The sequence below is a fragment of the Yersinia enterocolitica genome (assembly GCA_002082245.2).
Lineage (GTDB): Bacteria > Pseudomonadota > Gammaproteobacteria > Enterobacterales > Enterobacteriaceae > Yersinia > Yersinia enterocolitica_E.
In genome coordinates, this window is sequence record NBTC02000002.1 from 4,659,957 (window position 1) to 4,682,112 (window position 22,156).

A 22,156-nucleotide genomic window follows, 5' to 3' on the forward strand; every position below is an offset into this window, starting at 1 on the left:
TGTTTGTGGCTAAACTAACGATACAGATCTTCAATCACGGCCTTTGGCATGATGCTGCTGAACTGACTTTTACAGAGCCGGCTCGTGGAAGGCAAGGCGCGGCAGTGCTAGGCTATGACGGCGATTATGCTATTGAGTGGATGTATCGTGATGATGAATTCAGTTGTAGCATAAATTTACCGGTTGAATTAGCTCACACCTATTCGTCTAAGCATTGGTTTGCTTTTATTGACGATATAATGCCCGCAGGCGCAAGCCGCCGCTATTGGGTTAACCAACTTGGTCTGCAATCAATGTCAGCGAGCGAGCAGGATTATATTTTGCTGAAAACGGGCACTATCGCCCCTGTTGGCAATATGCGAATAAAAGATGCAATACCTGAGTTACATCCTGATAGCCAGTTAAACCATATCCGCTTTACATTGCAGGACGTAGTTGAGCGTGACTCATCTTTTTTGGAATATGCGCAGCAAAGAGGGGCCTCGGCAGGGGGGGCGACAGGGGCCGGTGGCGAAGCGCCGAAGCTACTATTATGTTGTTCAGATAATGATGAAATCTGGATTGATACTTTCCAGGATGGCATCAGTAACCAAGATACTCATTATTTAATTAAATTCCCAAGAGGGAAGCGTAGCACTATTGATTGCGATATTTTACGTACTGAGTATCACTTTTATCAGGAACTGGCAAGCATTGGTATCGATACGATAAAGACTGAAAAGATGAGGCTGATAGAGGGAGATAATTATCCTTCTTTATGGTTACCTCGCTTTGATATTGATTCAATTGAGAATAAGCGAGTTCAATATGGTCTGGAGTCACTTTATTCAGTTATGGATGTTGCTTCGGGTAGCTATTTAAATCATTTTGAGGTAATCCGAACTTTAGTAAAAAAACTGACTTCTCAGTATCAAGTTAATGAATTAGGTCGGCCTTTAAATGTTGAAGCTCTCGTTATTGAAATGATTAAGCGAGATTTATTAAACGTCGCTTTTGGTAATTCTGACAATCATGGCCGCAATACTGCATTAATTAAACGGCCTGAGGGGATCTGGCTCTCGCCTATCTATGATTTTGCCCCGATGAAAGCAGATCCTGAAGGTATTCCCAGAGTGACTCAATGGGGGTCGCCTTATGAAGAGGGAGGGAATTTCGACTGGAAGGGTATTATTACTGAGTTATCTGATCTTGCTGACCCTGACAGTGTCTTTTTGGCATTCCAGCAAGTGGCTGAAAATCTAATAGGTTTGAAGGTTCGTCTTAAAATGCGAGGAGTACCGGACAGCATTCTTAATATGCCGGGAATGGCTTTTGATTATTTGGATGAAAAATTACAACGCTGGGCACATTTATGAAAGTGAAACTTTCACCGCAAGAGCGTGAGAACTTGTTACTGATGTTACTAAGCCAGCTATTTAGTGAACAGATATCTACAGGGGAATTACTGCGCAAACTTAGAAAAGAGATGCTAACCATGTCTCAGGACGAGTTTTCATCTTTGGTTAATATCAGCCGACGTACTCTGTCTGATATTGAAACTGATAAAGGGGGCCAGACGTTATCTGTGCTTGGGCGTGTTTTTCGGCCTTTTGGTTTGAAAATAGGTTTATTGCCACGTAACCAGCAAGTATTGAAAAAAATGCTGGCGAAAGAGTTTGCAGCGGTAACCGAAGATCAGGAGCGTTTGAAATGAGATGCGCGGTCACTCGCCCCGCGCGGGTACCTTTAAGCAACGAATGTAGGTAAAATAGCACTATCAGATAAATAAAAATTACAGCGTCAGATCTTTAATTATGGTGGTCGGGCCATTTTTTATTACGGAGGCAATGCCTTTTTTGGCAGCAGCGTCAGAACTGTAGGATTCACTGACGCCAATAACCTGATGGTTTTTCGCTTTCAAAACGAAATAAGGTTCATTTTTGACGTTGTGCTTCAGCTCATATTGGCTTTCCAGTGGCGAGTTACTCTGCACTGATGATATGCCGTTTTCAGCCGAAGCCTTACTGGCGTACATCTCACTGGAGAGAATAGTTTCGCCATTGCTGGCTTTTAGATTGAAATAGTGCTGCCCATTCTTTGCCTTATTAAGCTCATAGTGACCCATGGTCATAGTGGTTCTCCTGTTGGTTGTGATACCTCTAATGAGTGTAGTCAACGTTGACCGGATGTCAGGTCAATGCGCTATGCACCACCAACATAACGCACCTTTGGCAAAGACGGCATTACAGTAAACGACAGATCTCTGCTTCCCAGCGATACCCCATACCGTACACTGCACGGATAAATGGCTTCTTGCCATCGAGTGATTCCAGCTTGCGCCGGAGATTTTTGATATGGCTATCGATAGTGCGATCCGTCACTACGCGGTAATCGTCATACAGATTATTCAGCAGTTGCTCACGGCTAAACACATGGCCTGGTTGAGTTGCCAGTATTTTCAGCAGACGAAATTCTGCCGGGGTCAATTCCAACTGATGGCCCAGATAACTGGCCTGAAAGCGGGATTCATCAATCAGCAGTGGCACCGTATCACTTGGCTGCTGCGGTAGCGGTCGGCAGCGGCGCAGAATGGTTTTGACCCGCGCCACCACTTCCCGCGGGCTATAGGGTTTGCAGATATAGTCGTCAGCACCGATCTCCAGCCCCAGTAATCGATCAATCTCTTCGGTTTTTGCCGTCACCATCATAATCGGCACATCAGAGAAACGGCGAATTTCTCGGCAAATGGTAATGCCATCGCTACCGGGTAACATTAAATCCAGCAAAATAATGGCCGGTGGCGACTGACGGACTGCCGCCACTACCTCGTCACCCCTGGTGAGCCATTGGGTCTGATAACCCGCAGCCTGTAGGTAATCGACCAATAACTGGCCGAGCTTCGGTTCATCTTCAACAATCAATACGGAGCCAGATTGGCTGGCAGACTGAAGCGGCTCGTGCATTACAATGAATTACCCTATGGAATGGAATAGCGGAAATACTACCGTAATCCGCAGGCCACCCAAAGGTGAATGTTCGGCGCTGATTTTGCCACCGTGGGCCTCGACAATATTGTGGCATATCGCCAGCCCTAGTCCTGAGCCGCCGCTTGCGCGGTTACGTGAGCTTTCGGTGCGATAAAAACGCTCAAAAATACGTTGCAGCTGTTCATCACTAAGGCCCGGTTTACTGTCCTGCCAGTGTAGGGTTAATGTTTCTTCTTCTGGCAGTGCGATAATCTCAAGCTGCCCGCCTTCATTGGTATAACGCAGACTGTTTTCCAGTAAATTATGAAATAGCTGATTCAATCGGTCGGGGTCGCCGAACATTATTGCCTGTTCAGGCAGATGGGCAGTAATGGTGATATTTTTACTTTGGAAACGGCCATGGAAGCTGGCGATAGCGATTTGTAACAGACGCACGGCATCCAGTTGGGTTTTACGGTAGGCCAGTGCACCACGATCTGAGAGCGATAACTGATGCAGGTCGTTGACCAGTTTGGTCAGAATTCCTACCTCGGCTTGCAGTGAGATCAAGGATTCAGGTGTTGGTTGCCGCACACCATCCTGTAGCGCCTCCAACTCGCCGCGCAGTACCGCCAGTGGCGTGCGTAATTCATGCGAGACATCGGCCATAAAGTCGCGCCGCATTTGCTCGTTTTTCTCCAACGAACTGGCAAGTTGGTTAAAGTCTTGTGCCAAACGGCCCAGTTCGTCACGGCTACTGACCGCCACTCGAGTGCTGAAATCACCGGCAGCTAAGCGGTGAGTGCCTTCCACCAGCCGTTTTACCGGTGCCAACATCCCGCGGGATAAAATCCAGGTCACCGCTGCCGCCAGCAGGGTTGATAAGCCGACAATAATCCAACTGGTGCGGCGCTGTTGCTGGTCAAAGTTAATATCTGCATTACGCGTCAGTTTTTCGGGGGGAGTCGACATCACCCAGCCCACTACGAGTTTATTCACCTTGATGGCGCGACGGCTGGCTTCTTTCGGCACCTGACCGGTGTGCCCGGCCAGTAGATTATTGTGATTATCGACCACCCAGAACTGAGCGCGCCAGCCTCGTGGCGGCAGATTGCGGCTGTTATCACTGCTCTGCTCGAAAGAGCGCATGATCTGATAAATCACCTGATCATTATTACGCAGGAAATCCCAGTTACCGTAACGTTGATATTGTACCTCAAGCGCATCTCCCAACATGGCGATGCGCTGCTCATTGCTCTGTTTGATGTAGTCAATGAAACCGCGCTCGAAACTGGCTCTAACCCCCCAGTGCATCGTGATCAACACCAGCATGCAGGTAGCAAATATCGCCATAAACAGTTTTCCGGTAATGCCGATTCTCATTATGTTTTCACCTGTTCTATCGGTTGGCTGGTTTAATGGGTTGGCGGGCCAGATTACGATTGGTGCCGGTATCCGGTGGCACGCGATTAAATATCAGGGCGGGCAGAGCAATGATAATGGCCATGCACATATAGCTGTACAAGAACGCGCTGTGGGTGGCCGAGGTATTGGTTACCACCTGATTATGCGCAAACACGCCCAATAATATCCCGGCGGTGCTGACCCCCAGACTCATGGAGAGTTGCATCACCATCGACAGCAAGCTATTGCCGCTACTGGCAAGGCGGTTTGGTAAATCTTTCAGGGTTAAGGTATTCATGGTGGAGAAGCGCAGTGCGTTAACCATTCCCTGGAAAAATAGCACCACCGGCAGTAGCCATAGCCAGCCCATCAGTGCCACCAGTGGGAAGCTCAGACTAACCACCGCCAGCAGCAATGTCGCGCTGACCAACACTTGCCGGTAGCCGAAGCGGTTAACCACCTGCACGATAATTCGCTTCATGCCCATACTGCCGATAATCATCGGGATCATCATTAAACCTGCATGGAACGGCGTGAATCCCAGCCCGATTTGCAGGAAAACCGGGGTCATAAAGGGCAGCATGCCACTGCCAATGCGCGCAGTCATACTTGCAGTCAGGCCAAGGGCATAGGATTTGTTTTTGAACAATCGCAGTGAAAATAGCGCAGCGTTATTACCTCGGGCATGCCACCAATATCCGGCCAGAGCCAACATCCCAGACAAGACTAAACCCGCAATTGCCAGCGGTGACAAACCCAGCCCTTTATGGCCATCTAACGCCAGTGTTAGGGTTGCCATGCCGATAGCCAGCATGATAAAGCCGCTGATATCAAAGCGACGGGTACGCATGGTGTAGTTAGGCATCAGCATCAGAGTAGCTAACGCGCCAATCACCCCCACTGGCAGGTTGATCAAGAAGATCCAGTGCCAACTGGCGTATTCCACCAGAAATCCCCCCAGCGCCGGGCCAACCAATGGCCCAATCTGGCCGGGTAGGGTGACAAAGGCCATCGCCGACATATATTGTTCGCGTGGCACGATCTTCATCACCGTCAGGCGGCCCACGGGTACCATCATTGCGCCACCGACCCCTTGAATCACGCGAGAGGCGATAAGCTCATTCAGGGTTTCAGATTGCGCACACATCAGTGAACCAAGGGTAAACAGAATGATTGCTGAGAAAAATACCCATTTAACCCCGACACGATCAGCCAACCACCCGCTAGCGGGCAGCATCACAGCCACCGTCAACACATACGACACAATGACCGATTGCATACGCAATGGGTTTTCACCCAAACTGGCCGCAATCGAGGGCAGGGCGGTATTGACGATGGTGGTATCCAGCGTCTGCATAAAGAAACCGAAGGCAACGATCCACAGTTGCCAGCGTATACCCGTCATCTTTCAACCTGCTGCTGTGTTGACTGCATTCGCTTACCCGAATCACTTACGGGTTTTGACCTTAAAATATAAGTCAGCTCATCGGGACTCTCTCGCTTGCCGCCTGGGTATATCGCCATAGGCTATTCCAGCTTCATTAGCGGCTGCTTACTAAAGCGGCTGCGTAATCGGTCAAAATAGAGGTAAACCACCGGTGTGGTATACAGCGTTAGCAGTTGGCTCATTACCAGCCCACCGACAATGGTTATCCCCAGTGGTTGACGTAACTCTGCCCCATCACCACTGCTTAGCACCAGTGGCAGCGCCCCGAACAAGGCGGCCAATGTGGTCATTAGAATCGGCCGAAAGCGCAATAAACTGGCCTGAAAAATAGCATCGCGGGCGCTGAGATTGCCATTACGTTGCGCGTCGAGGGCAAAGTCCACCATCATAATGGCGTTCTTTTTCACGATACCAATCAATAGCATAATGCCAATAAGTGCGATCAGGCTAAAGGGGGCGTCGAACAGTTCTAGCGCCAGTAGCGCGCCCACCCCAGCAGAGGGCAGTGTGGACAGAATGGTCAGTGGATGAATATAGCTCTCATACAACATCCCGAGCACGATATACACCGTAGCGATAGCGGCCATAATCAGCCACAACTGCGATTTCAGTGTTTCCTGGAATACCTGCGCGGTACCAGTAAAGGTGCCGCGCACGGTGGCAGGCACCCCCAGTTCCGTCATTACCCGCTCAACGGCGGCGGTTGCTTCAGATAAACTTCCGCCTTCCGGTAAGTTAAATGAGATGGTCGAGGCGGCGGATAAGCCTTGATGATTAACCGACAGTGGTGCATTGGCCGGTTGCCACTTGGCGAAATAAGACAATGGAATTGACTGACCGCTGCTATTAATCACAAACATCTTATCGAGCGAACTGACATCCTGAGTGTATTGGGGGGCAACTTCCATCACCACTTTGTATTGGTTCAACGGTTGATAAATGGTGGAGATCTGCCGTTGACCAAAGGCGTTGTTTAACAGGGCATTGGCTGTGGACACATCAATCCCCAAGCGCGCCATGGTCTCGCGATCGTAAGTCAGTGCCATCTCCGAGCCTTTATCCTGCTGGTCAGAGTTAACATCTGCCAGCTCCGGCAATTTAGCCAGCGCGGCGCGGACTTTGGGTTCCCATTCACGTAGTGCGGCTAAATCGTCTGCTAACAGCGTAAATTGATAACTGGCGTTGGCTTGACGGCCACCGACGCGAATGTCCTGCACCGGTGCAAGGAACAGGCTCGCCCCCGGTTCTTTGGCTAGTTTGGCACGCAGACGAGTGATAATTTGCTGAGCGCTCTCACTGCGCTCACTCAAGGGTTTGAGCGAGATAAACATCGACCCGCTATTCGTGCGTGAGCCACCGGTGAAGCCGGTGACATTGTCGACCGCCGGATCATCGTTGACTATCTTCATGAAATCCTTCAGCTTCTGCTGCATCGACTGAAACGAAATACTTTGATCAGCTTGAATAAAACCCATCATCCGGCCAGTATCCTGCTCGGGGAAAAAGGTTTTCGGGATACTGATATAGAGCCAAACATTGAGCGCGATAGTGGAAAGCAGCACCACCATCACCCAACGTGTATGACCCAGTACCCAATTGAGTGAGCGACCATAACCTTGCTGAATAGACAGCAGCATTTTACCAAACCCGCGAATCCGGGGTTGCTGACCAACCGGGTGTGATCGTAGCAAATGGGCGCACATCATTGGCGTCAAGGTGAGGGAAATGACCAGTGAGATGCCGATAGCCACCGACAGTGTTATGGCAAATTCGCGGAATAAACGGCCCGGTAACCCTTCCATCAGCAGCAGTGGAATAAATACGGCCACCAGCGAAATACTCATCGACAACACGGTAAAGCCCACTTCGCGCACCCCGCGCAGGGCGGCGGCTATTGGTTTTACCCCCGCTTCCAGATGGCGGGAAATATTCTCCAGCACCACAATGGCATCATCAACTACGAAGCCGGTGGCGATGGTCAATGCCATCAATGACAAGTTATTCAGGCTAAAACCGCACAGATACATAGCGGTAAATGTTCCGATCAACGAAACCGGCACGGCAACCGCGGGAATAAGCGTGGCACGGCCGGAGCGCAGAAACAGGAATACCACCAGAATCACCAAAGCTACGGCTATCATCAATGAGCGCTCCACTTCATCTAACGAAGCACGAATGGTCGGCGAGCGATCTTGTGCAATAGTCAACTGAATTGAGGCGGGGATCGAGGCACGCAGGGCCGGAAGTTCTGCTCGAATCCGGTCGACGGTGGCGATAATATTTGCCCCCGGCTCGCGGCTGATTACTAACAGCACCGCCGGTTTACCATCGGACATCCCGGCGTTACGCACATCTTGCACTGAGTCCACCACCGTGGCGACATCCTGTAGCCGTACCGCTGAACCATTGTTGTAATGAATCACCAGTGGGCGATAACCCTCTGCGGTTTTGATCTCATCATTGGCCTGCACCTGCCAGTGCTGTTGGCTGGAATCGATAGCACCTTGTGGGCGGCGAACGTTGGCGGCGCTGATTGCTTGTCGCACCGCATCCAGCGAAACGCCTTGGTTAAACAGCGCCCCAGGATTCAATTCAACCCGCACCGCAGGCAGGGAACTGCCTCCCACCGAGACATCACTGACCCCCTCGGTTTGAGCAATTTTCTGCGCCAATTTGGTAGAGGCAAAATCATACAACTGACCTTGGGTAAAGGTATCCGAGGTCAGCGTCATTATCATGATGGGCGCATCCGACGGGTTCATCTTGCGATAGGTCGGGCGGTTTGGCATGCCGGTGGGGAGCAGGCTTTGCGCGGCATTAAGCGCTGCCTGCACATCACGGGCCGCACCGTTGATATCTCGATTGAGGGAGAATTGCAGAATGATCCGCGTGCTGCCCAATGAACTGGTAGAGGTCATTTCATTGACGCCCGCAATTCTGCCCAGTGCGCGTTCCAGCGGTGTGGCAATTGAGGACGCCATGGTCTCAGGATCGGCCCCTGGCATCGATGCACTCACCGAAATCACCGGATAATCCACCTGCGGCAGCGGTGATACCGGCAATAAGCTAAAACCGATAATTCCGCTGAGGGTGATAGCCAGTGTCAGCAGGGTGGTAGCCACCGGGCGATGGATGAACAGAGCGAAGAATTTCACGGCTGCTCCTGCCCATGGGGTAATTCAGGTGTGTCAGTATCCTGATGGCGATAGCGATTTTTGCCATGGGAGTTGCGTGCCAGTTTATCGAACAACAGATAGATAACCGGAGTGGTAAACAGGGTTAGTACCTGACTGACAATCAGCCCGCCGACCATACACACACCCAGCGGTTGGCGTAGCTCGGCCCCGGCCCCGGTACTGAGCATTAATGGCAATGCACCAAACAGCGCTGCCAATGTGGTCATCAGAATCGGGCGGAAACGTAACAAGCACGCCTGATAGATAGCATCATACGGGGTCATCCCCTGATCCCGCTCTGCGGCCAGTGCAAAGTCGATCATCATGATGGCATTCTTCTTTACAATTCCGATCAGCAGAATAATACCGATAATGGCAATCACATCCAGCTCATTGCCGGTCAGCATCAGCGCCAGCAAGGCACCGACACCGGCGGTGGGCAGAGTTGACAAGATAGTGACCGGATGAATAAAACTTTCATATAACACGCCGAGCACGATATACATCGCCACAATCGCGGCGATAATCAGCCACAGCGTGCTACCGAGTGCGGCCTGAAATGCCAGCGTAGAGCCTTGGAAGCGGGTGGTGATATCCGCCGGTAGCTGAATTGCCTGCTCAGCTTGTGTCACCGCGTTTACCCCCTCACCCAAGGAATATCCCGGTGCCAGATTGAAGGAGATAGTGGCTGACGGGAATTGATTCAAATGGTTAATCGATAATGGCCCGAAGCGCTCCTCAATGGTGGCAATACTGCTCAGCGGCACCCCTTTACCGTCGCTGCCGGTCAGGCGGATATCGTTAAACGCCGCCAAGCCCGGCGTGGCCTGCACGTCATGTTCTAGCACCACGCGGTATTGGTTGGCTTGGGTATAAATGGTGGAAATCAGGCGTTGACCAAAGGCGTTATATAGTGCGCTGTCGATAGCTGCCATCGTGATACCTAAACGGCTGGCGCTATCGCGATCGACATTAACAAACGCCACCAATCCTCGGTCCTGCCAATCACTGGTGACATCCTGGAAGGGAGCTTGTTGCTGCAACTGACTAACCAGCTTCGGTACCCAAGTACTCAACTCCTCAAGTGTCGTGGCTTGCAGGGTGAACTGATATTGTGTCCGGCTCAGTTGCGTATCAATGGTCAGATCTTGTACCGGCTGTAAGTAAAGTTTAATCCCTGGGACGCCGGTAACGCTTTCCTGTAAGCGGGTAATGATCTGTGGGATGCGATCGTCACGGCTGTTGAGTGGTTTAAGGTTAATCTGCAACCGGCCATTGTTCAGCGTGGCATTGGTACCGTCAACGCCGACAAATGAGGTCAGGCTTTCTACCGCTGGATCTTTAAGGATAATGGCGGCCACTTGTTGCTGGCGTTCCGCCATATTACTGAATGAAACGGATTGCGGTGCTTCCAGGGTTCCTTGAATCAGACCATTGTCTTGCAACGGGAAGAAACCTTTCGGCATCAGCAAGTAAAGCAGCACCGTCAGGACCAGTGTGCTCACCGCTACACCCAAGGTTATCCATTGATGATTAAGCACTTTTTTTAGTGCCACGGCATAATGGGCGATCACCCAGTTAAAGAACTTCTCACTGGCGCGTGACAGGCGGTTTTGCTTACGCAGTGACTCATAACTGAGCATCCGCGCGCACATCATTGGGGTCAGCGTCAGCGAAACTACCGCTGAAATCAGGATCGCCACCGCCAGTGTTACGGCAAATTCGCGGAACAGCCGGCCCACGATATCGCCCATAAATAGCAACGGAATCAACACTGCAATTAATGAGAAGGTGAGTGAAATAATGGTAAAGCCAATCTCTCCGGCCCCTTTCAGCGCCGCATCCAGCGGTCTCTCGCCTTTTTCGATATAACGGGAGATATTCTCTATCACCACGATGGCGTCATCGACCACAAAGCCCGTGGCAATGGTCAGCGCCATTAACGTCAGGTTATTGATTGAAAACCCGAGAAAATACATCGCCGCAAAGGTCCCGATCAGTGACAGCGGTACTGCGACACTGGGGATAATGGTGGCTGCGGCATTGCGCAGAAACAGATAAATCACCATCACCACCAGCACAATGGCGAGCAATAACTCAAACTGCACGTCACTGACGGAGGCGCGGATGGTGGTAGTGCGATCGGTTAGTACCTTGACATCAACCGACTTGGGCAAGCTTTTGATCAACTCCGGCAGCATCTCGCGAATACTGTCCGCGGTGGCAATGACGTTGACCCCCGGCTGGCGCTGGATATTCAACACAATCGCCTGCTGGGTATTGGCCCATGCAGCCAGTTTGTTATTTTCCGCGCCCTGCTCAATGGTGGCGACATCCTGCAAGCGGATCGGCGCTCCATTTTGGTATGCAATGATCAGATCACGGTAATCCTCGGCAGATTTCATCTGGTCATTAGCCGACAATGTCACCGAACGGGTGGGGCCATCGAGGCTACCCTTGGCAGAATTGACGTTAGCATTGCTGATGGCAGTACGAATGGTTTCGCTGTCCAGCCCCAATGCGGCGACCGCCGGGGCATTCAGTTTCACCCGCACGGCGGGGCGCTGTCCGCCGGAAATAGTGACCAGACCGACCCCGGTGACTTGCGATATTTTCTGCGCAATCCGGGTTTCGACCATATCTTCTACTTGCGTCATCGGGATGGCAGTGGAGGTCACGGCTAAGGTCATAATCGGCGGATCAGCCGGATTCACTTTGCTGTAAATCGGGGGGTAAGGCAGATCATTGGGCAGTAGATTGGTGGCGGAGTTAATGGCAGCCTGCACCTCTTGCTCTGCTACATCCAGTGGCAAAGTAAGCTGGAATTGCAGCGTAATCACTGACGCACCACCCGAACTTTGTGATGCCATCTGCTTGAGGCCGGACATTTGGCCAAACTGGCGCTCCAGCGGCGCGGTAATGGATGATGTCACCACATCCGGGCTGGCCCCAGGATAGAGTGTCACCACCTGAATCGTCGGGTAATCAACCTCCGGCAGGGCAGAAACCGGCAGCGCGCGGTAACCGAGAATCCCGGCCAGCAGAATGGCAATCATAAATAATGTGGTGGCAACCGGGCGCAGGATAAACAGCCGTGACGGCCCGCCACCAGGTGTTGGAGGCATCACTTGCATCAGGATTTCTCCGCAGGAACAGTGTTACTCGTCGCTCTTCTGCCCCGATGTGTGGCTTTCTCCTCCGTGGCTGCTTTCTCTGCGACACCCGTTTGGTTTGCTGCTGCGGCCCGTGGTGTTACCACTTCGACCTGTAAGCCTTCGGTCAGGCGATCAATACCGTCAGTGACCACGCGTTGACCCGCATTCAGGCCGGCGCTAATAACCACTTGTTTGCTGTCTTGAATACCGGTAGTGACCAGATGCTTACTGACTTTATTTTCATCATTTAGGGTCCAGACAAAGCTCCCTTCGTTACCCATTTGTACGGCGGCGGTTGGCACCACCACAGCATTTTGCAGTAAATCGACTTTGATACGGGCGTTGACAAACTGGTTGGGGAACAGGATGTCATCGTTATTGGCAAAGCGTGCTTTCAGCTTAATGGTGCCGGTGGTGGTATCAATTTGGTTATCAATACTGAGCAAATAGCCCTGCGCCAGTCGCTGTTTATTGGTGCGATCCCAAGCTTCTACTGGCACGGTAGTGTTATTTTTGGCCGCATTTTTCTGCGCTTGCATGATAGCGGGGATATCGCTTTCTGGCAGCGTAAAGACCACATCAACCGGATGTGTCTGAGTGATCACCACTATGGGGGCTGTGGTACCGCTGGTAATGTAATTACCGACATCGACCTGTTTTAGGCCCACTTTGCCAGATATTGGGGCGGTAATTCGACTATAAGTCAGTTGCAGTTTGGCACTGTCGATAGCGCCTTGATCGGCTTTAACACTGCCTTCACTTTGGCGCACTAACGAGGCTTGAGTATCGAGCTCTTGTTGTGAAATGACCCCGGTTTTCACCAATTTTTGGTAGCGGGCTAAATCACGGCGGGCATTGTCCAGCGTGGCCTGATCTTTTGCCAGTTGGCCCTGTGCTTGGGTCAGTTGTACCTGATAAGGGCGTGGGTCGATCTCCACCAGTAAGTCACCGGCGTTGACCTGTTGCCCTTCAGTAAAGTGGATTGCCATTAATTGGCCATCGACCCGGCTGGTCACGGTGACGGTATTGGCGGCAATCACGGTACCTAGGCCGGTAAGATAACGGGGTACGGCTTGTTCGGTGGCGGTGGCCGCCTGTACCGGCGACATGGGCATATTACGTCGGCCACCGGAGCGGGCTGTTGTCGTCCCGCCAGCGGTGTGCTGCGCACCTGGCGCGGTGTTGGTGGTGGCCGCGCTAAAATAGCGCCAGGCAAATATAGCAACAGTAATCGCCACCACCGCCCCGAGTAACATCAGTACCCTGGAAGTGCGTTTGGATTGAGCTTTCATGATGGCGGGAGTCCTTTTTGTTTATTTTGCTATGCGCACATAGATGCAATCAATTGGGTATTGATATGTTACTAGTTTAGCGGGGATTTACCGGATAAAAATGGAGGAAATATGGAAGTAGTGTCAGGGTATGTGGGATTTTGGTTTTTATAATTTTAGGATTCAAAACTGATAGGGTTTGGTTGCGGTTGATATTCGATTAAGTGATGTGATCTGTTTCTTGATTACCCACTGCGCAGTGGGTAATCAAAATAGCATTAACGATACAGGGTCTGCGCCCAACGGGCCAAACCGGCGGTCACTGAGCCGAAGTCATTGCCACCCACCAACGGGATACCCGGTAGTTGCTGTTGCAGGGCGGCTCGCAATAACGGGGAGCGAGCACTGCCGCCTGTCAGATAAATGACATCTGGAGTGATATGGCTGGTGGATAATGCCAAACTGACTTGTTCCTGAATCCGTTGTAGTGGCTGAGATATGGCTTCAGCAAGCTGTTGCTGGTTGATAGTCTGGCCTAACTCTGGCTCGACAAAATTCAGTGCAGTCGCTACTTGTACTTGTTCGGATAGCGCGATTTTGCTCTCTTCCGCCGCCCGAACTAAACGATAACTCAGGCGCTGTTGATACACTTTCAGCAGGCGCTCTACTTGCTGTGGATTGGCCGCGTCACGAATCAAATCACGCAGGAAGCGGCCGTTAACCGTGCTGTAGAAATCGCTCTGTGCCGGAACATCGTTAGTCGCAACGGCATTCCAATAGGGCAGTGACGGCAGAGCAATCCCTTTTTCGGTTTCGCCCCCCATGCCAAACAGCGGCATCAGTTGTTTAAACGCGAGCATAATATCCAGATCGTTACCACCAACGCGACAACCACTGTGACCCAGCAGGCTTTGTTGACGGTCTGCCAGCCCCTGCCATTTAGGCCCCATCAATAGCACCGAACAGTCAGTGGTACCACCACCGATATCCACCACTAGTACGGTTTTTTCTTCTGTCAGCGTCGCTTCAAAATCTAGCCCTGCCGCGACCGGTTCAAACTGGAAAGCAATATCGCGAAAACCGGCACGTTGGGCGGCGCGCAGTAAAATCCCTTCTGCCTGGCGGTTAGCATCCTCACCGCCAGAGCCTTGGAAGTTGACTGGACGACCAATTACGGTCTGACTAATTTCTGATGCCAGTACGGATTCTGCCTGACGTTTGATATGGAACATCATGGCGCAGACCAAATCCTCAAACAGCGCCAATTGCTGAGGTTTCAGCCCATTGGCACCTAGGAAGGATTTAGGTGATTTTACAAAGTATACGTCTTCAGGGTCTTCGATATAGTGGGCGAGGGCAGACAGGCCAAATGTCAGACTGTCGGCGGCAACCGGAATATCCTCTTCGCGATTGAATGCCATGGCCCGGCGTAATAGCTGCTGATTTTCGTCGCTACCGGTGGGTACCTGCCAGTGGCGGTGCAGGCATTCACTGACCGCTTCCCGTGTTGGCGCGCACAACATGGAGGGCAGATAGACGTCATTATTTTCCAGTGCCAGTAAGTTGGGAGCATCATCCCGCATCACGGCAACTGAGCAGTTTGCTGTGCCGTAGTCAAAACCAATGAACATAATTGCCCCCCAGGCCAAATAAAGGGGTGCGACTTTACCCGAGAGTGGGCAGCGGGGCAATCGTCATGTTAGTGATTTTTTAATCATGGTTGAGGATGCAACATGACGAGCCGGTTATTTAATCGCAAAATAGCCACTGTCGAGTAAATCAGACAACGGTTGCGGCGGGCTGATGGTTTCACCGTCAGCTAAATCGACACCGATGGTTATCAGTTTATTGAGCGTTAGAGGGAGTTCTGCTGGCCCAGCCAGAGTGGCGATATTGGCTCGCTGAGCGGTACCATTAATGATAGAGACCAGCACTTCATCCATCTGGTTAATATGGATATGGGAAATTAACTCGCTGTTAAACTTAAGATAATCGATAGTGTGATCCGCCAGTAACTCGAAATCATTCAGGTTATGACCAAACTCTTTAACGATGAGTTTACAGCCCAGTTGTTGCAATTTGGCGAGAAAATTGCCAATCGCGAAGGGGTATTGCAGTAAGGTGGATTCATCGACCATCCAATAGAGACTTTGTGTTGGCAGTACGGTTTGCCGCACCAAGGTCAGCAATGATTGGCGAAACTCTTCTTTGAGCAGCGCCGCCTCTGACAGCGGGATAGCCAGCGCCAGCCCTTTATGTTTGATAGCTTGGGCATGTGTCATTAACAGTTGCTCACAGACCCAATTATCAATCTGCGGCAGCAAGCTATAGAGCAGCGCGGCTTCCTGAAACTCAGCCTGGCTGACGTTAAGGCCATGTGGCCGATTAACCTCGAAACTGATTTGATAGAAACAGACAGACAATGGCGTTCTGGGGGGCGCGGTTGGGGTGAGTTGCAATACCAGTTGGTTATCATTGAGAATATTCTCAACATCTTCCCTGCTCAACAGCTCGTGTTGGCGTGCTAATAGCTGCTTTTGCCGTGGCTGATAGAGATAAACCTGACCGCGCCCACTGTGTTTAGCGGTGTAACAGGCGATATCTGCCTGTGCCATAATTTCACTGCGCTGATTGTTATTGCTACTTATTTGCGTCACACCGGCGCTGGCCCCAATACGATAGAGCTTATCTTCCCAGTAGAAATGATAGCCATTAATCAGTGATACCAGACTTTGGGTAATGGCTTTGGCATGGGGTAGGGTGCAGTTGAGCATCAGTAAGCCAAACTCATCACCGCCGAGGCGTGCAACACAATCGCTGTTACGTAAGTGCTGGCGCATCAACTGGCTCAACTCTTTCAATAATGCGTCTCCTGCGGGATGCCCGGCAGTGTCATTAATGGCTTTGAAATAGTCTAAATCAAGGAAAGCCAATGCATGTTGTTGGTTAAGTTCGACGCTAATTTGGATTGCCGCTTTCAATTTATTCTCAAAATTGGCGCGGTTTGGCAGACCTGTGAGATTATCGTGAGAGGCGCTGTGGCTGAGTTTGCGCATCATTGCGCGCGATTCGCCGACATCCTGGAACACCAGTACCGCCCCGACAATGTCCCCTTCCAACGTTTTCAGCGGCGCGACCGACTCCTGAATATCATAATGCTGGCCATCACGATGGTGTAATACCATTGACTCATTGAACGAAGAGTAGGGGCGATGATTAAGGCAATGCTCTATCGGGTTATCAATCTCCGCGCCGTCTACGCCGTTAGTCAACTTGATGATATGGTTGACCGGTTGGCCCAATGCGATGGTATTTGCCCAGCCAGTCATTTTCTCGGCCACCGGGTTCATAAAGGTAATCTTCATCTCCTGATCGGTACAGACCACAGCTTCACCGATGGAGTCCAGCGTGATATGCAGTCGCTCTTTCTCTTCGTGCAGCGCTTCCGTCAGATTTCTGATTTCCGTCATATCCAGCGTGGTACCAATCAGACGCAGAATATTGCCATTTTTATCACATATCATATTGGCTTGATTACGCAGATGGACAATTTCACCATCCGGTAATAACAGCCGGAATTCCAGACGGTATGGCTGGCGCTGCTTGAGGGCGGCGCTATATTCGCGATTAACCCGATTGATATCTTCATGATGAATGTATTTCTGCCAAACACGCTCATCAACCTGGGTATTAAAAGGAATATGATAGAGTTCATACATCCGCTTATCCCAACTGATAACCTGCGTTTTGATATCCAATTCCCAGATACCGATCCCCCCAGCCTCGTTAGCCAGCGTAATACGCTCCATTAGGCGGCGGTTAATAATCTCGGTTTTTTTCAGCTCATTGATATCTTCAGCCTGCGAGATGAAATAGAGCGGTTGCTGTTGGTGATCCCGCACCACACTGACCACCAGTAGTGCCCACACGATTTCACCATCGCTGCGAATATAGCGCTTTTCCATCGAATAGCTGGGGATACGGCCATGATACAGGTCGTCGAGTAATTTCAGGTCCGCAGAGAGATCGTCTGGATGAGTAATTTGCTGGAAAGTCAGGGTCAGTAATGTCTCTTGGGAATAGCCTAATAACTTGCATAAGGCCTGATTGACCTGCATCCATTGGCCTTGCGGTGAGACCAAGGCCATACCGATGGCTGAATATTCCATCGCGTTACGAAAGCGGTTTTCGCTTTCAATAATATGCTCTTTCTCCATGCGAAAAGAGTGCATTACCATTGCCATGGCATGGGGCGGAATTAACACCATTAATAAAGGAATAAAGGAGAACGCTTGAATTGACAGGTTAGTATCGGAATTAATGGTATACAGCTTGAAATTAAGCATCAATGCAATCAGCAATGTTGCCATAAAGCAGATGGTAAATGTCTCAAAACGCGGTAAGCGGATTGAGGTCCAGATCAACGTCATGATGACAAAAGTGAAGGGGAAAGGCAGATAAATCAGTCCGATATAACAAGCTGATAGTGATATTATCATCATAAAAATCATATCAAACAGCGCTTTGGATTTGGTCGCGATATTGAAGTAACCTCGACGGTAAAGTAACCCGACCGGCCCTAAGGCCAACATGCCTACCGCCTCGGACATAAACCACACCGTGAGCACTTGGGTAAAGCCCCCGTTTTGTGGGGATAAATACCAAGCCGCTGCCAGCCCACTGGCTAGAGGGACCACAATCACAGTGCAAACCGAGAATTTAAGCCAACTGAGCAGGTTATTGAGCGGGTCTTTGGTTTGCAGGAATTTACGCAGTAACCAGGCCCCGGCGGATGCCTCTGCCAGGTTGATAAATGTTAGAGGTAACGGGAACCAACTGAGGCCATATAAAATAAAATTAGCAGCAACAATACATATCCCTGCGGCCAATAATTGCCATAACCAGTAGCGCATAGGATGGTGGAACAGCGCCACCATTAATACTGCCGTCGGGAACCATAATGGGGCAAGGTTTTCTGACCGTTCAGAAAGCTGGATACAAAAGAGTGCGAGCAAAAATACGACTATGCTGATGATAGTAATGTGGATAATGGTTCTATTGTCAGGTGCCGGTCTTTCGGACGCACTGAGATCCATATAACGCCTTATTTTGCTCATACAGCTTTAGATTATGATAGGAAAAACCCATCACATAAAGAATATACCGCCGTTAAAATACGGTCATATTCAAAAGTTTAGTATAGATAAACACTGTAGAGTGTTATTCCTCTTCTCAGTGCTTAATTAATGATTTGTTTATTAGCATAATAGTCAGACCAAGAATATAGTTGCCAGTCCCAGAAAGATGAAAAAACCACCGGTATCTGTGATGGCGGTGATCATAACACTCGATCCGATAGCCGGATCACGCCCCATCCGAGCCATGGTCATCGGGATAATAACCCCCATGAGTGCTGCCATCAGCAAGTTAAGGATCATGGCTAATGTCATCACCCCTCCCATTGCCGGATCGCCATAGAGCAGATAGGTTACTACCCCCATAATCCCGCCCCATACCAGACCATTAATCAACGCTACGCCCAATTCTCTGAACATCAGGAAGGTCACGTTACCTTGTTGAATATGGTGTAATGCCAACGCTCGGACAATCATGGTAATGGTTTGATTACCGGTATTGCCGCCAATACCGGCCACAATCGGCATTAATGCTGCCAGAGCCACTAATTGTGAGATGGTGTCCTCAAATAAGCCGATCACGCGTGAGGCAACAAATGCCGTACAGAGGTTGATTGCCAGCCATGACCAGCGGGTGCGAACCGCGCGGCCTACCGGGGAGAACACATCTTCTTCCGGGCTTAAGCCCCCCATGCGTCTTAGGGTGGTGTCGCTCTCTTCGTTGACCACATCAACAATCTCTTCGATGGTCAAACGACCCATCAGTTTGCCTTTGGCATCAATTACCGCGGCACTGATTAAGTCATAACGTTCAAAAGCACCGGCAGCATCCTCTGCTTTCTGTTCGGGTTGGAACGTGGTCGGGTTGCTATCCATCACCTCAAATACTTTAGCATCGGGCGCATTGAGCAGGATAGAGGTCAATGGTAACTCGCCAAGCAAGGTATTTTTGCGGTCAACCACAAAGATTTTATCCGTGGCATCGGGAATATTTTTCCGATAACGCAAATAGCGTTGCACGGCTGCCAGCGTAATATCGGCACGTACCGTCACCAGCTCGAAATCCATCATCTGACCGACAGTGTCACGGGCATATTGGATAACTTCCCGCACTCGGGCGCGCTGATCCGGGTCCAACGAGGTGAGCAGGCGGCCCATCAAATTACGTGGCAGGTATTCAGCCAAATAAGCCTGTTCATCGACATGCAAAGTGCGCATGGCCCTCAACAGGTCTTTATCACTCATCTCTTTAATCAGCGAATCCCACACTGTTTCAGAGACTTCAACCAGCGTTTGGCCGCGTTTCTCATTTTTGACCAACCGCCACAATGCCAAACGTTCGTCATGAGGCAACGCCTCCAGTAAGTCAGCAAGGTCGGCAGCATGCAGATCATCAAGTAGACTTCTGATTTCTAACGTTTGCTCGGACAGTTGTTCATCGCTGAGCTTTTCTTTCTCTTCCTGACGGCCAAGAATGCCATCAACCAAAGCCTTATTATTCAATAATAGAGAAAGTATCCGGTTGCGTATTTCAGCCAGTTTTTTCGTATTATTTTTAGTTTTATTCTTTATAACGGCAGAAATTGGCACAGGAATAATCGGCACTGGCATAGTGTGTCCTTAATTCGAAAACGACCCTTTGCCCCTGAAGTCGTAGGGATAGGCACTAAAACATTAACGACAAAACATCTAGGGGCTGAGATCGCTCTCATGGGGGCCAGGTGGTTCGCCTTCTACAGTCAGTTCAAGTTGCTGTGACTGCCTGCGCTCCTGATGATGGGAAATAGAAGCGACCGCCGCATACAATAAACGGCCAAACAGAATGAGAAAGCTCACCAGTAGGATTATTTTTGTTAGCTGTGCTGTTGGCCGTCTTCTCATCATTTACCTTCCTACCCTTCGCTCTTGGCGTTGCAGCGGTGTTAGCTGCTCTCACTACTCGTCCCATCCATGGGCCTCGCCTCGTTGAGGCCGCTGCAAGCAGCGTTCAAATCTGCTCCCGGCAGATTTGTCACCCGAATCACTGACTACAGTCAGCTCATCGGGGTTGATTCTGATTACTCTTTGACGGTAACCACATCCGCTGCTTCTGGTTCTTCTTCTTCAATGATCAGCTTCCAGCCTACTACATCATCCCAGTATGCCTGCTCACGCTCAAAATCCAGTTGTACCAGATTATTTTGTGTCAGATAACCGACGGGGAAACGTAATGTCCAATGGCTATCGTCAGTTATCAAACGCAGACTCTCTGGCGTGGTAGTCGACTGACGCTGATTATTCAGTAACGTACTCAAACGTAATAACTGAATTAACGGTAAATAATACTTTTTCTTGAATAAATTTAAACGCGGTAATTCATCCAGCTTGATGCCTTTACGATGCATTCGTACCAACGTTGCCAGCAGCAGTTGTTGCTCCTGATTAAAGCCCGGTAAGTTGGTGTTTTGCAGGATATAGGCAGAATGGCGGTGCATCCCACTGTGATTAATACTCAGACCCACTTCGTGCAACATTGCCGCCCATTTCAACAATGCTTCTAGCTGCGGCTGCACCAACTTGGTGTTCTGCGCTAACCACTGGGTATAAAGTTGTTCGGTTGTTTCCAGCACTCGGCGGGCTTGTTCGCGGTCAATATTATAGTGTTCCGCCAGGCTTTTTGCCGTGCGTTGACGAATATCCTGATGGCGGAAACGGCCTTCCATCTCATACAGCACGCCTTCGCGCAGCGCGCCGTCGGATAAGCGTAACTCTTTGACTGCTAACGCATCAAATACCCCACACAAGATAGCCAGGCCTGGTACAAATACCGACTGGCGATCTTCTGATAATCCCGGCAGGCTCAGGGCTGAGAAGTGTTTGAATTGTAACACTTGCTCAACCAGCATTTCGAGGCGCTCTGGTGTTATCAAACCGTCTTTTTCGCCCATTTCCACTAACACTTCATAGGTGGCCTTAATGGTACCGGATGCCCCCAGCGCATATTGCCAACCCTGAATGCGGTATTGCCATGCCAGATTTTCCAGTTTCTGTGCTGCCGCAAGACGGGCACGTTTGAAATTGGCCTTACTTATCTCACCGTGTGGGAAGAACTGCTGGGCAAAACTCACGCACCCCATACGGCGACTCTCTACCAACAGAGGCTCAAAATCTTCACCAATAACTAACTCTGTTGAACCCCCACCAATATCAATGACCAGCTTGCGGCCTTTTTCCGGCTGAGTGTGTTCGACGCCCATAAAAATCAGACGGGCCTCTTCTTGGCCGGAAATGATTTCGATCGGATACGGAATAACCGCCGCCGCCCGCTTGAGGAATGCCTCTGCGTTAGCGGCTTGGCGCAGCGAATGAGTGCCAACAATACACACATTATCAGGTGAGAAACCCTGCAAGCGTTCTGCAAACAGCGCCAAACAGGCTAAACCCCGTTCGATGGCTTCTTCGCTAAGCATGTTATTGTGGTCCAAACCATCAGCCAGATGTACGCGCTGCTTTAGGCGACCTAAAACCTGTAGCGCGCCGTTGACGACCCGGGCAATGACCATATGAAAACTGTTAGAACCCAAATCGATAGCTGCAATTTCCTGCGGCTTGGTGGTCGATGAACTGTTGGATAGCGGCATAGT

The 22,156-nt window shown here is 50.4% G+C and carries 14 protein-coding genes; 2 read left to right on the forward strand and 12 right to left on the reverse strand.

The genetic code is table 11. From position 1 onward, the window contains the following. Positions 1 to 5 precede the first annotated feature (5 nt). Positions 6 to 1,355 (forward strand): type II toxin-antitoxin system HipA family toxin, encoded by a 1,350-nt coding sequence (locus tag A6J66_022785; protein ID PNM26724.1) that lies wholly within the window; start codon positions 6 to 8, stop codon positions 1,353 to 1,355. Further along, positions 1,352 to 1,693 carry an XRE family transcriptional regulator gene (locus A6J66_022790; protein PNM26725.1) on the forward strand — a complete coding sequence of 114 codons (342 nt, stop codon included), beginning with the start codon at positions 1,352 to 1,354 and terminating at the stop codon, positions 1,691 to 1,693. The genes A6J66_022785 and A6J66_022790 overlap by 4 nt, the downstream gene beginning before the upstream one ends. A gap of 78 nt (positions 1,694 to 1,771) precedes the next feature. Here the strand turns inward: A6J66_022790 and A6J66_022795 are convergent, their stop codons facing one another. From A6J66_022795 to A6J66_022850, 12 genes are all read right to left on the reverse strand, one after another. Next, positions 1,772 to 2,110, reverse strand: coding sequence for a DUF1508 domain-containing protein (locus A6J66_022795; GenBank protein PNM26726.1), 339 nt, complete (start codon positions 2,108 to 2,110; stop codon positions 1,772 to 1,774). Between the two features lie 112 nt (positions 2,111 to 2,222). Then, positions 2,223 to 2,942 (reverse strand): two-component system response regulator BaeR, encoded by a 720-nt coding sequence (locus tag A6J66_022800; GenBank protein PNM26727.1) that lies wholly within the window; start codon positions 2,940 to 2,942, stop codon positions 2,223 to 2,225. 9 nt (positions 2,943 to 2,951) lie between these two features. Then, positions 2,952 to 4,328 carry a two-component system sensor histidine kinase BaeA gene (locus A6J66_022805; GenBank protein ID PNM26728.1) on the reverse strand — a complete coding sequence of 459 codons (1,377 nt, stop codon included), beginning with the start codon at positions 4,326 to 4,328 and terminating at the stop codon, positions 2,952 to 2,954. A gap of 16 nt (positions 4,329 to 4,344) precedes the next feature. Then, entirely contained in the window at positions 4,345 to 5,754 is a 1,410-nt protein-coding gene (locus A6J66_022810; protein PNM26729.1) for an MFS transporter, read from the reverse strand. 122 nt (positions 5,755 to 5,876) lie between these two features. Continuing rightward, complete coding sequence (locus tag A6J66_022815; GenBank protein ID PNM26730.1) at positions 5,877 to 8,951, reverse strand: multidrug transporter subunit MdtC; 3,075 nt, start codon at positions 8,949 to 8,951, stop codon at positions 5,877 to 5,879. Then, entirely contained in the window at positions 8,948 to 12,106 is a 3,159-nt protein-coding gene (locus tag A6J66_022820; protein ID PNM26731.1) for a multidrug transporter subunit MdtB, read from the reverse strand. The genes A6J66_022815 and A6J66_022820 overlap by 4 nt, the downstream gene beginning before the upstream one ends. Beyond that, positions 12,106 to 13,419: a multidrug transporter subunit MdtA gene (locus A6J66_022825; GenBank protein ID PNM26732.1), complete on the reverse strand. Its 1,314-nt coding sequence runs from the start codon at positions 13,417 to 13,419 to the stop codon at positions 12,106 to 12,108. The genes A6J66_022820 and A6J66_022825 overlap by 1 nt, the downstream gene beginning before the upstream one ends. Positions 13,420 to 13,676: 257 nt before the next feature. After that, the gene (locus A6J66_022830; protein ID PNM26733.1) at positions 13,677 to 15,029 is read right to left on the reverse strand and encodes a molecular chaperone; all 1,353 of its coding nucleotides are present in this window, start codon (positions 15,027 to 15,029) and stop codon (positions 13,677 to 13,679) included. A gap of 114 nt (positions 15,030 to 15,143) precedes the next feature. Continuing rightward, the gene (locus A6J66_022835) at positions 15,144 to 18,515 is read right to left on the reverse strand and encodes a diguanylate cyclase (protein ID PNM26734.1); all 3,372 of its coding nucleotides are present in this window, start codon (positions 18,513 to 18,515) and stop codon (positions 15,144 to 15,146) included. 153 nt (positions 18,516 to 18,668) lie between these two features. Beyond that, complete coding sequence (gene mgtE, locus A6J66_022840; GenBank protein PNM26735.1) at positions 18,669 to 20,144, reverse strand: magnesium transporter; 1,476 nt, start codon at positions 20,142 to 20,144, stop codon at positions 18,669 to 18,671. A gap of 78 nt (positions 20,145 to 20,222) precedes the next feature. Next, positions 20,223 to 20,414, reverse strand: coding sequence for a DUF2633 domain-containing protein (locus tag A6J66_022845; GenBank protein ID PNM27135.1), 192 nt, complete (start codon positions 20,412 to 20,414; stop codon positions 20,223 to 20,225). 176 nt (positions 20,415 to 20,590) lie between these two features. Continuing rightward, entirely contained in the window at positions 20,591 to 22,153 is a 1,563-nt protein-coding gene (locus A6J66_022850) for an exopolyphosphatase (protein ID PNM26736.1), read from the reverse strand. Between the last annotated feature and the right edge of the window lie 3 nt (positions 22,154 to 22,156).

What these genes read in the sequence shown, in the direction of transcription:
- A6J66_022790 (PNM26725.1), top strand. Translation starts at nt 1,352, where the DNA reads ATGAAAGTGAAACTTTCACCGCAAGAGCGTGAGAACTTGTTACTGATG.
- A6J66_022795 (PNM26726.1), bottom strand. Translation starts at nt 2,110, where the DNA reads ATGACCATGGGTCACTATGAGCTTAATAAGGCAAAGAATGGGCAGCAC.
- A6J66_022800 (PNM26727.1), bottom strand. Translation starts at nt 2,942, where the DNA reads ATGCACGAGCCGCTTCAGTCTGCCAGCCAATCTGGCTCCGTATTGATT.
- A6J66_022805 (PNM26728.1), bottom strand. Translation starts at nt 4,328, where the DNA reads ATGAGAATCGGCATTACCGGAAAACTGTTTATGGCGATATTTGCTACC.
- A6J66_022810 (PNM26729.1), bottom strand. Translation starts at nt 5,754, where the DNA reads ATGACGGGTATACGCTGGCAACTGTGGATCGTTGCCTTCGGTTTCTTT.
- A6J66_022820 (PNM26731.1), bottom strand. Translation starts at nt 12,106, where the DNA reads ATGCAAGTGATGCCTCCAACACCTGGTGGCGGGCCGTCACGGCTGTTT.
- A6J66_022825 (PNM26732.1), bottom strand. Translation starts at nt 13,419, where the DNA reads ATGAAAGCTCAATCCAAACGCACTTCCAGGGTACTGATGTTACTCGGG.
- A6J66_022830 (PNM26733.1), bottom strand. Translation starts at nt 15,029, where the DNA reads ATGTTCATTGGTTTTGACTACGGCACAGCAAACTGCTCAGTTGCCGTG.
- A6J66_022835 (PNM26734.1), bottom strand. Translation starts at nt 18,515, where the DNA reads ATGAGCAAAATAAGGCGTTATATGGATCTCAGTGCGTCCGAAAGACCG.
- mgtE (PNM26735.1), bottom strand. Translation starts at nt 20,144, where the DNA reads ATGCCAGTGCCGATTATTCCTGTGCCAATTTCTGCCGTTATAAAGAAT.
- A6J66_022845 (PNM27135.1), bottom strand. Translation starts at nt 20,414, where the DNA reads ATGAGAAGACGGCCAACAGCACAGCTAACAAAAATAATCCTACTGGTG.
- A6J66_022850 (PNM26736.1), bottom strand. Translation starts at nt 22,153, where the DNA reads ATGCCGCTATCCAACAGTTCATCGACCACCAAGCCGCAGGAAATTGCA.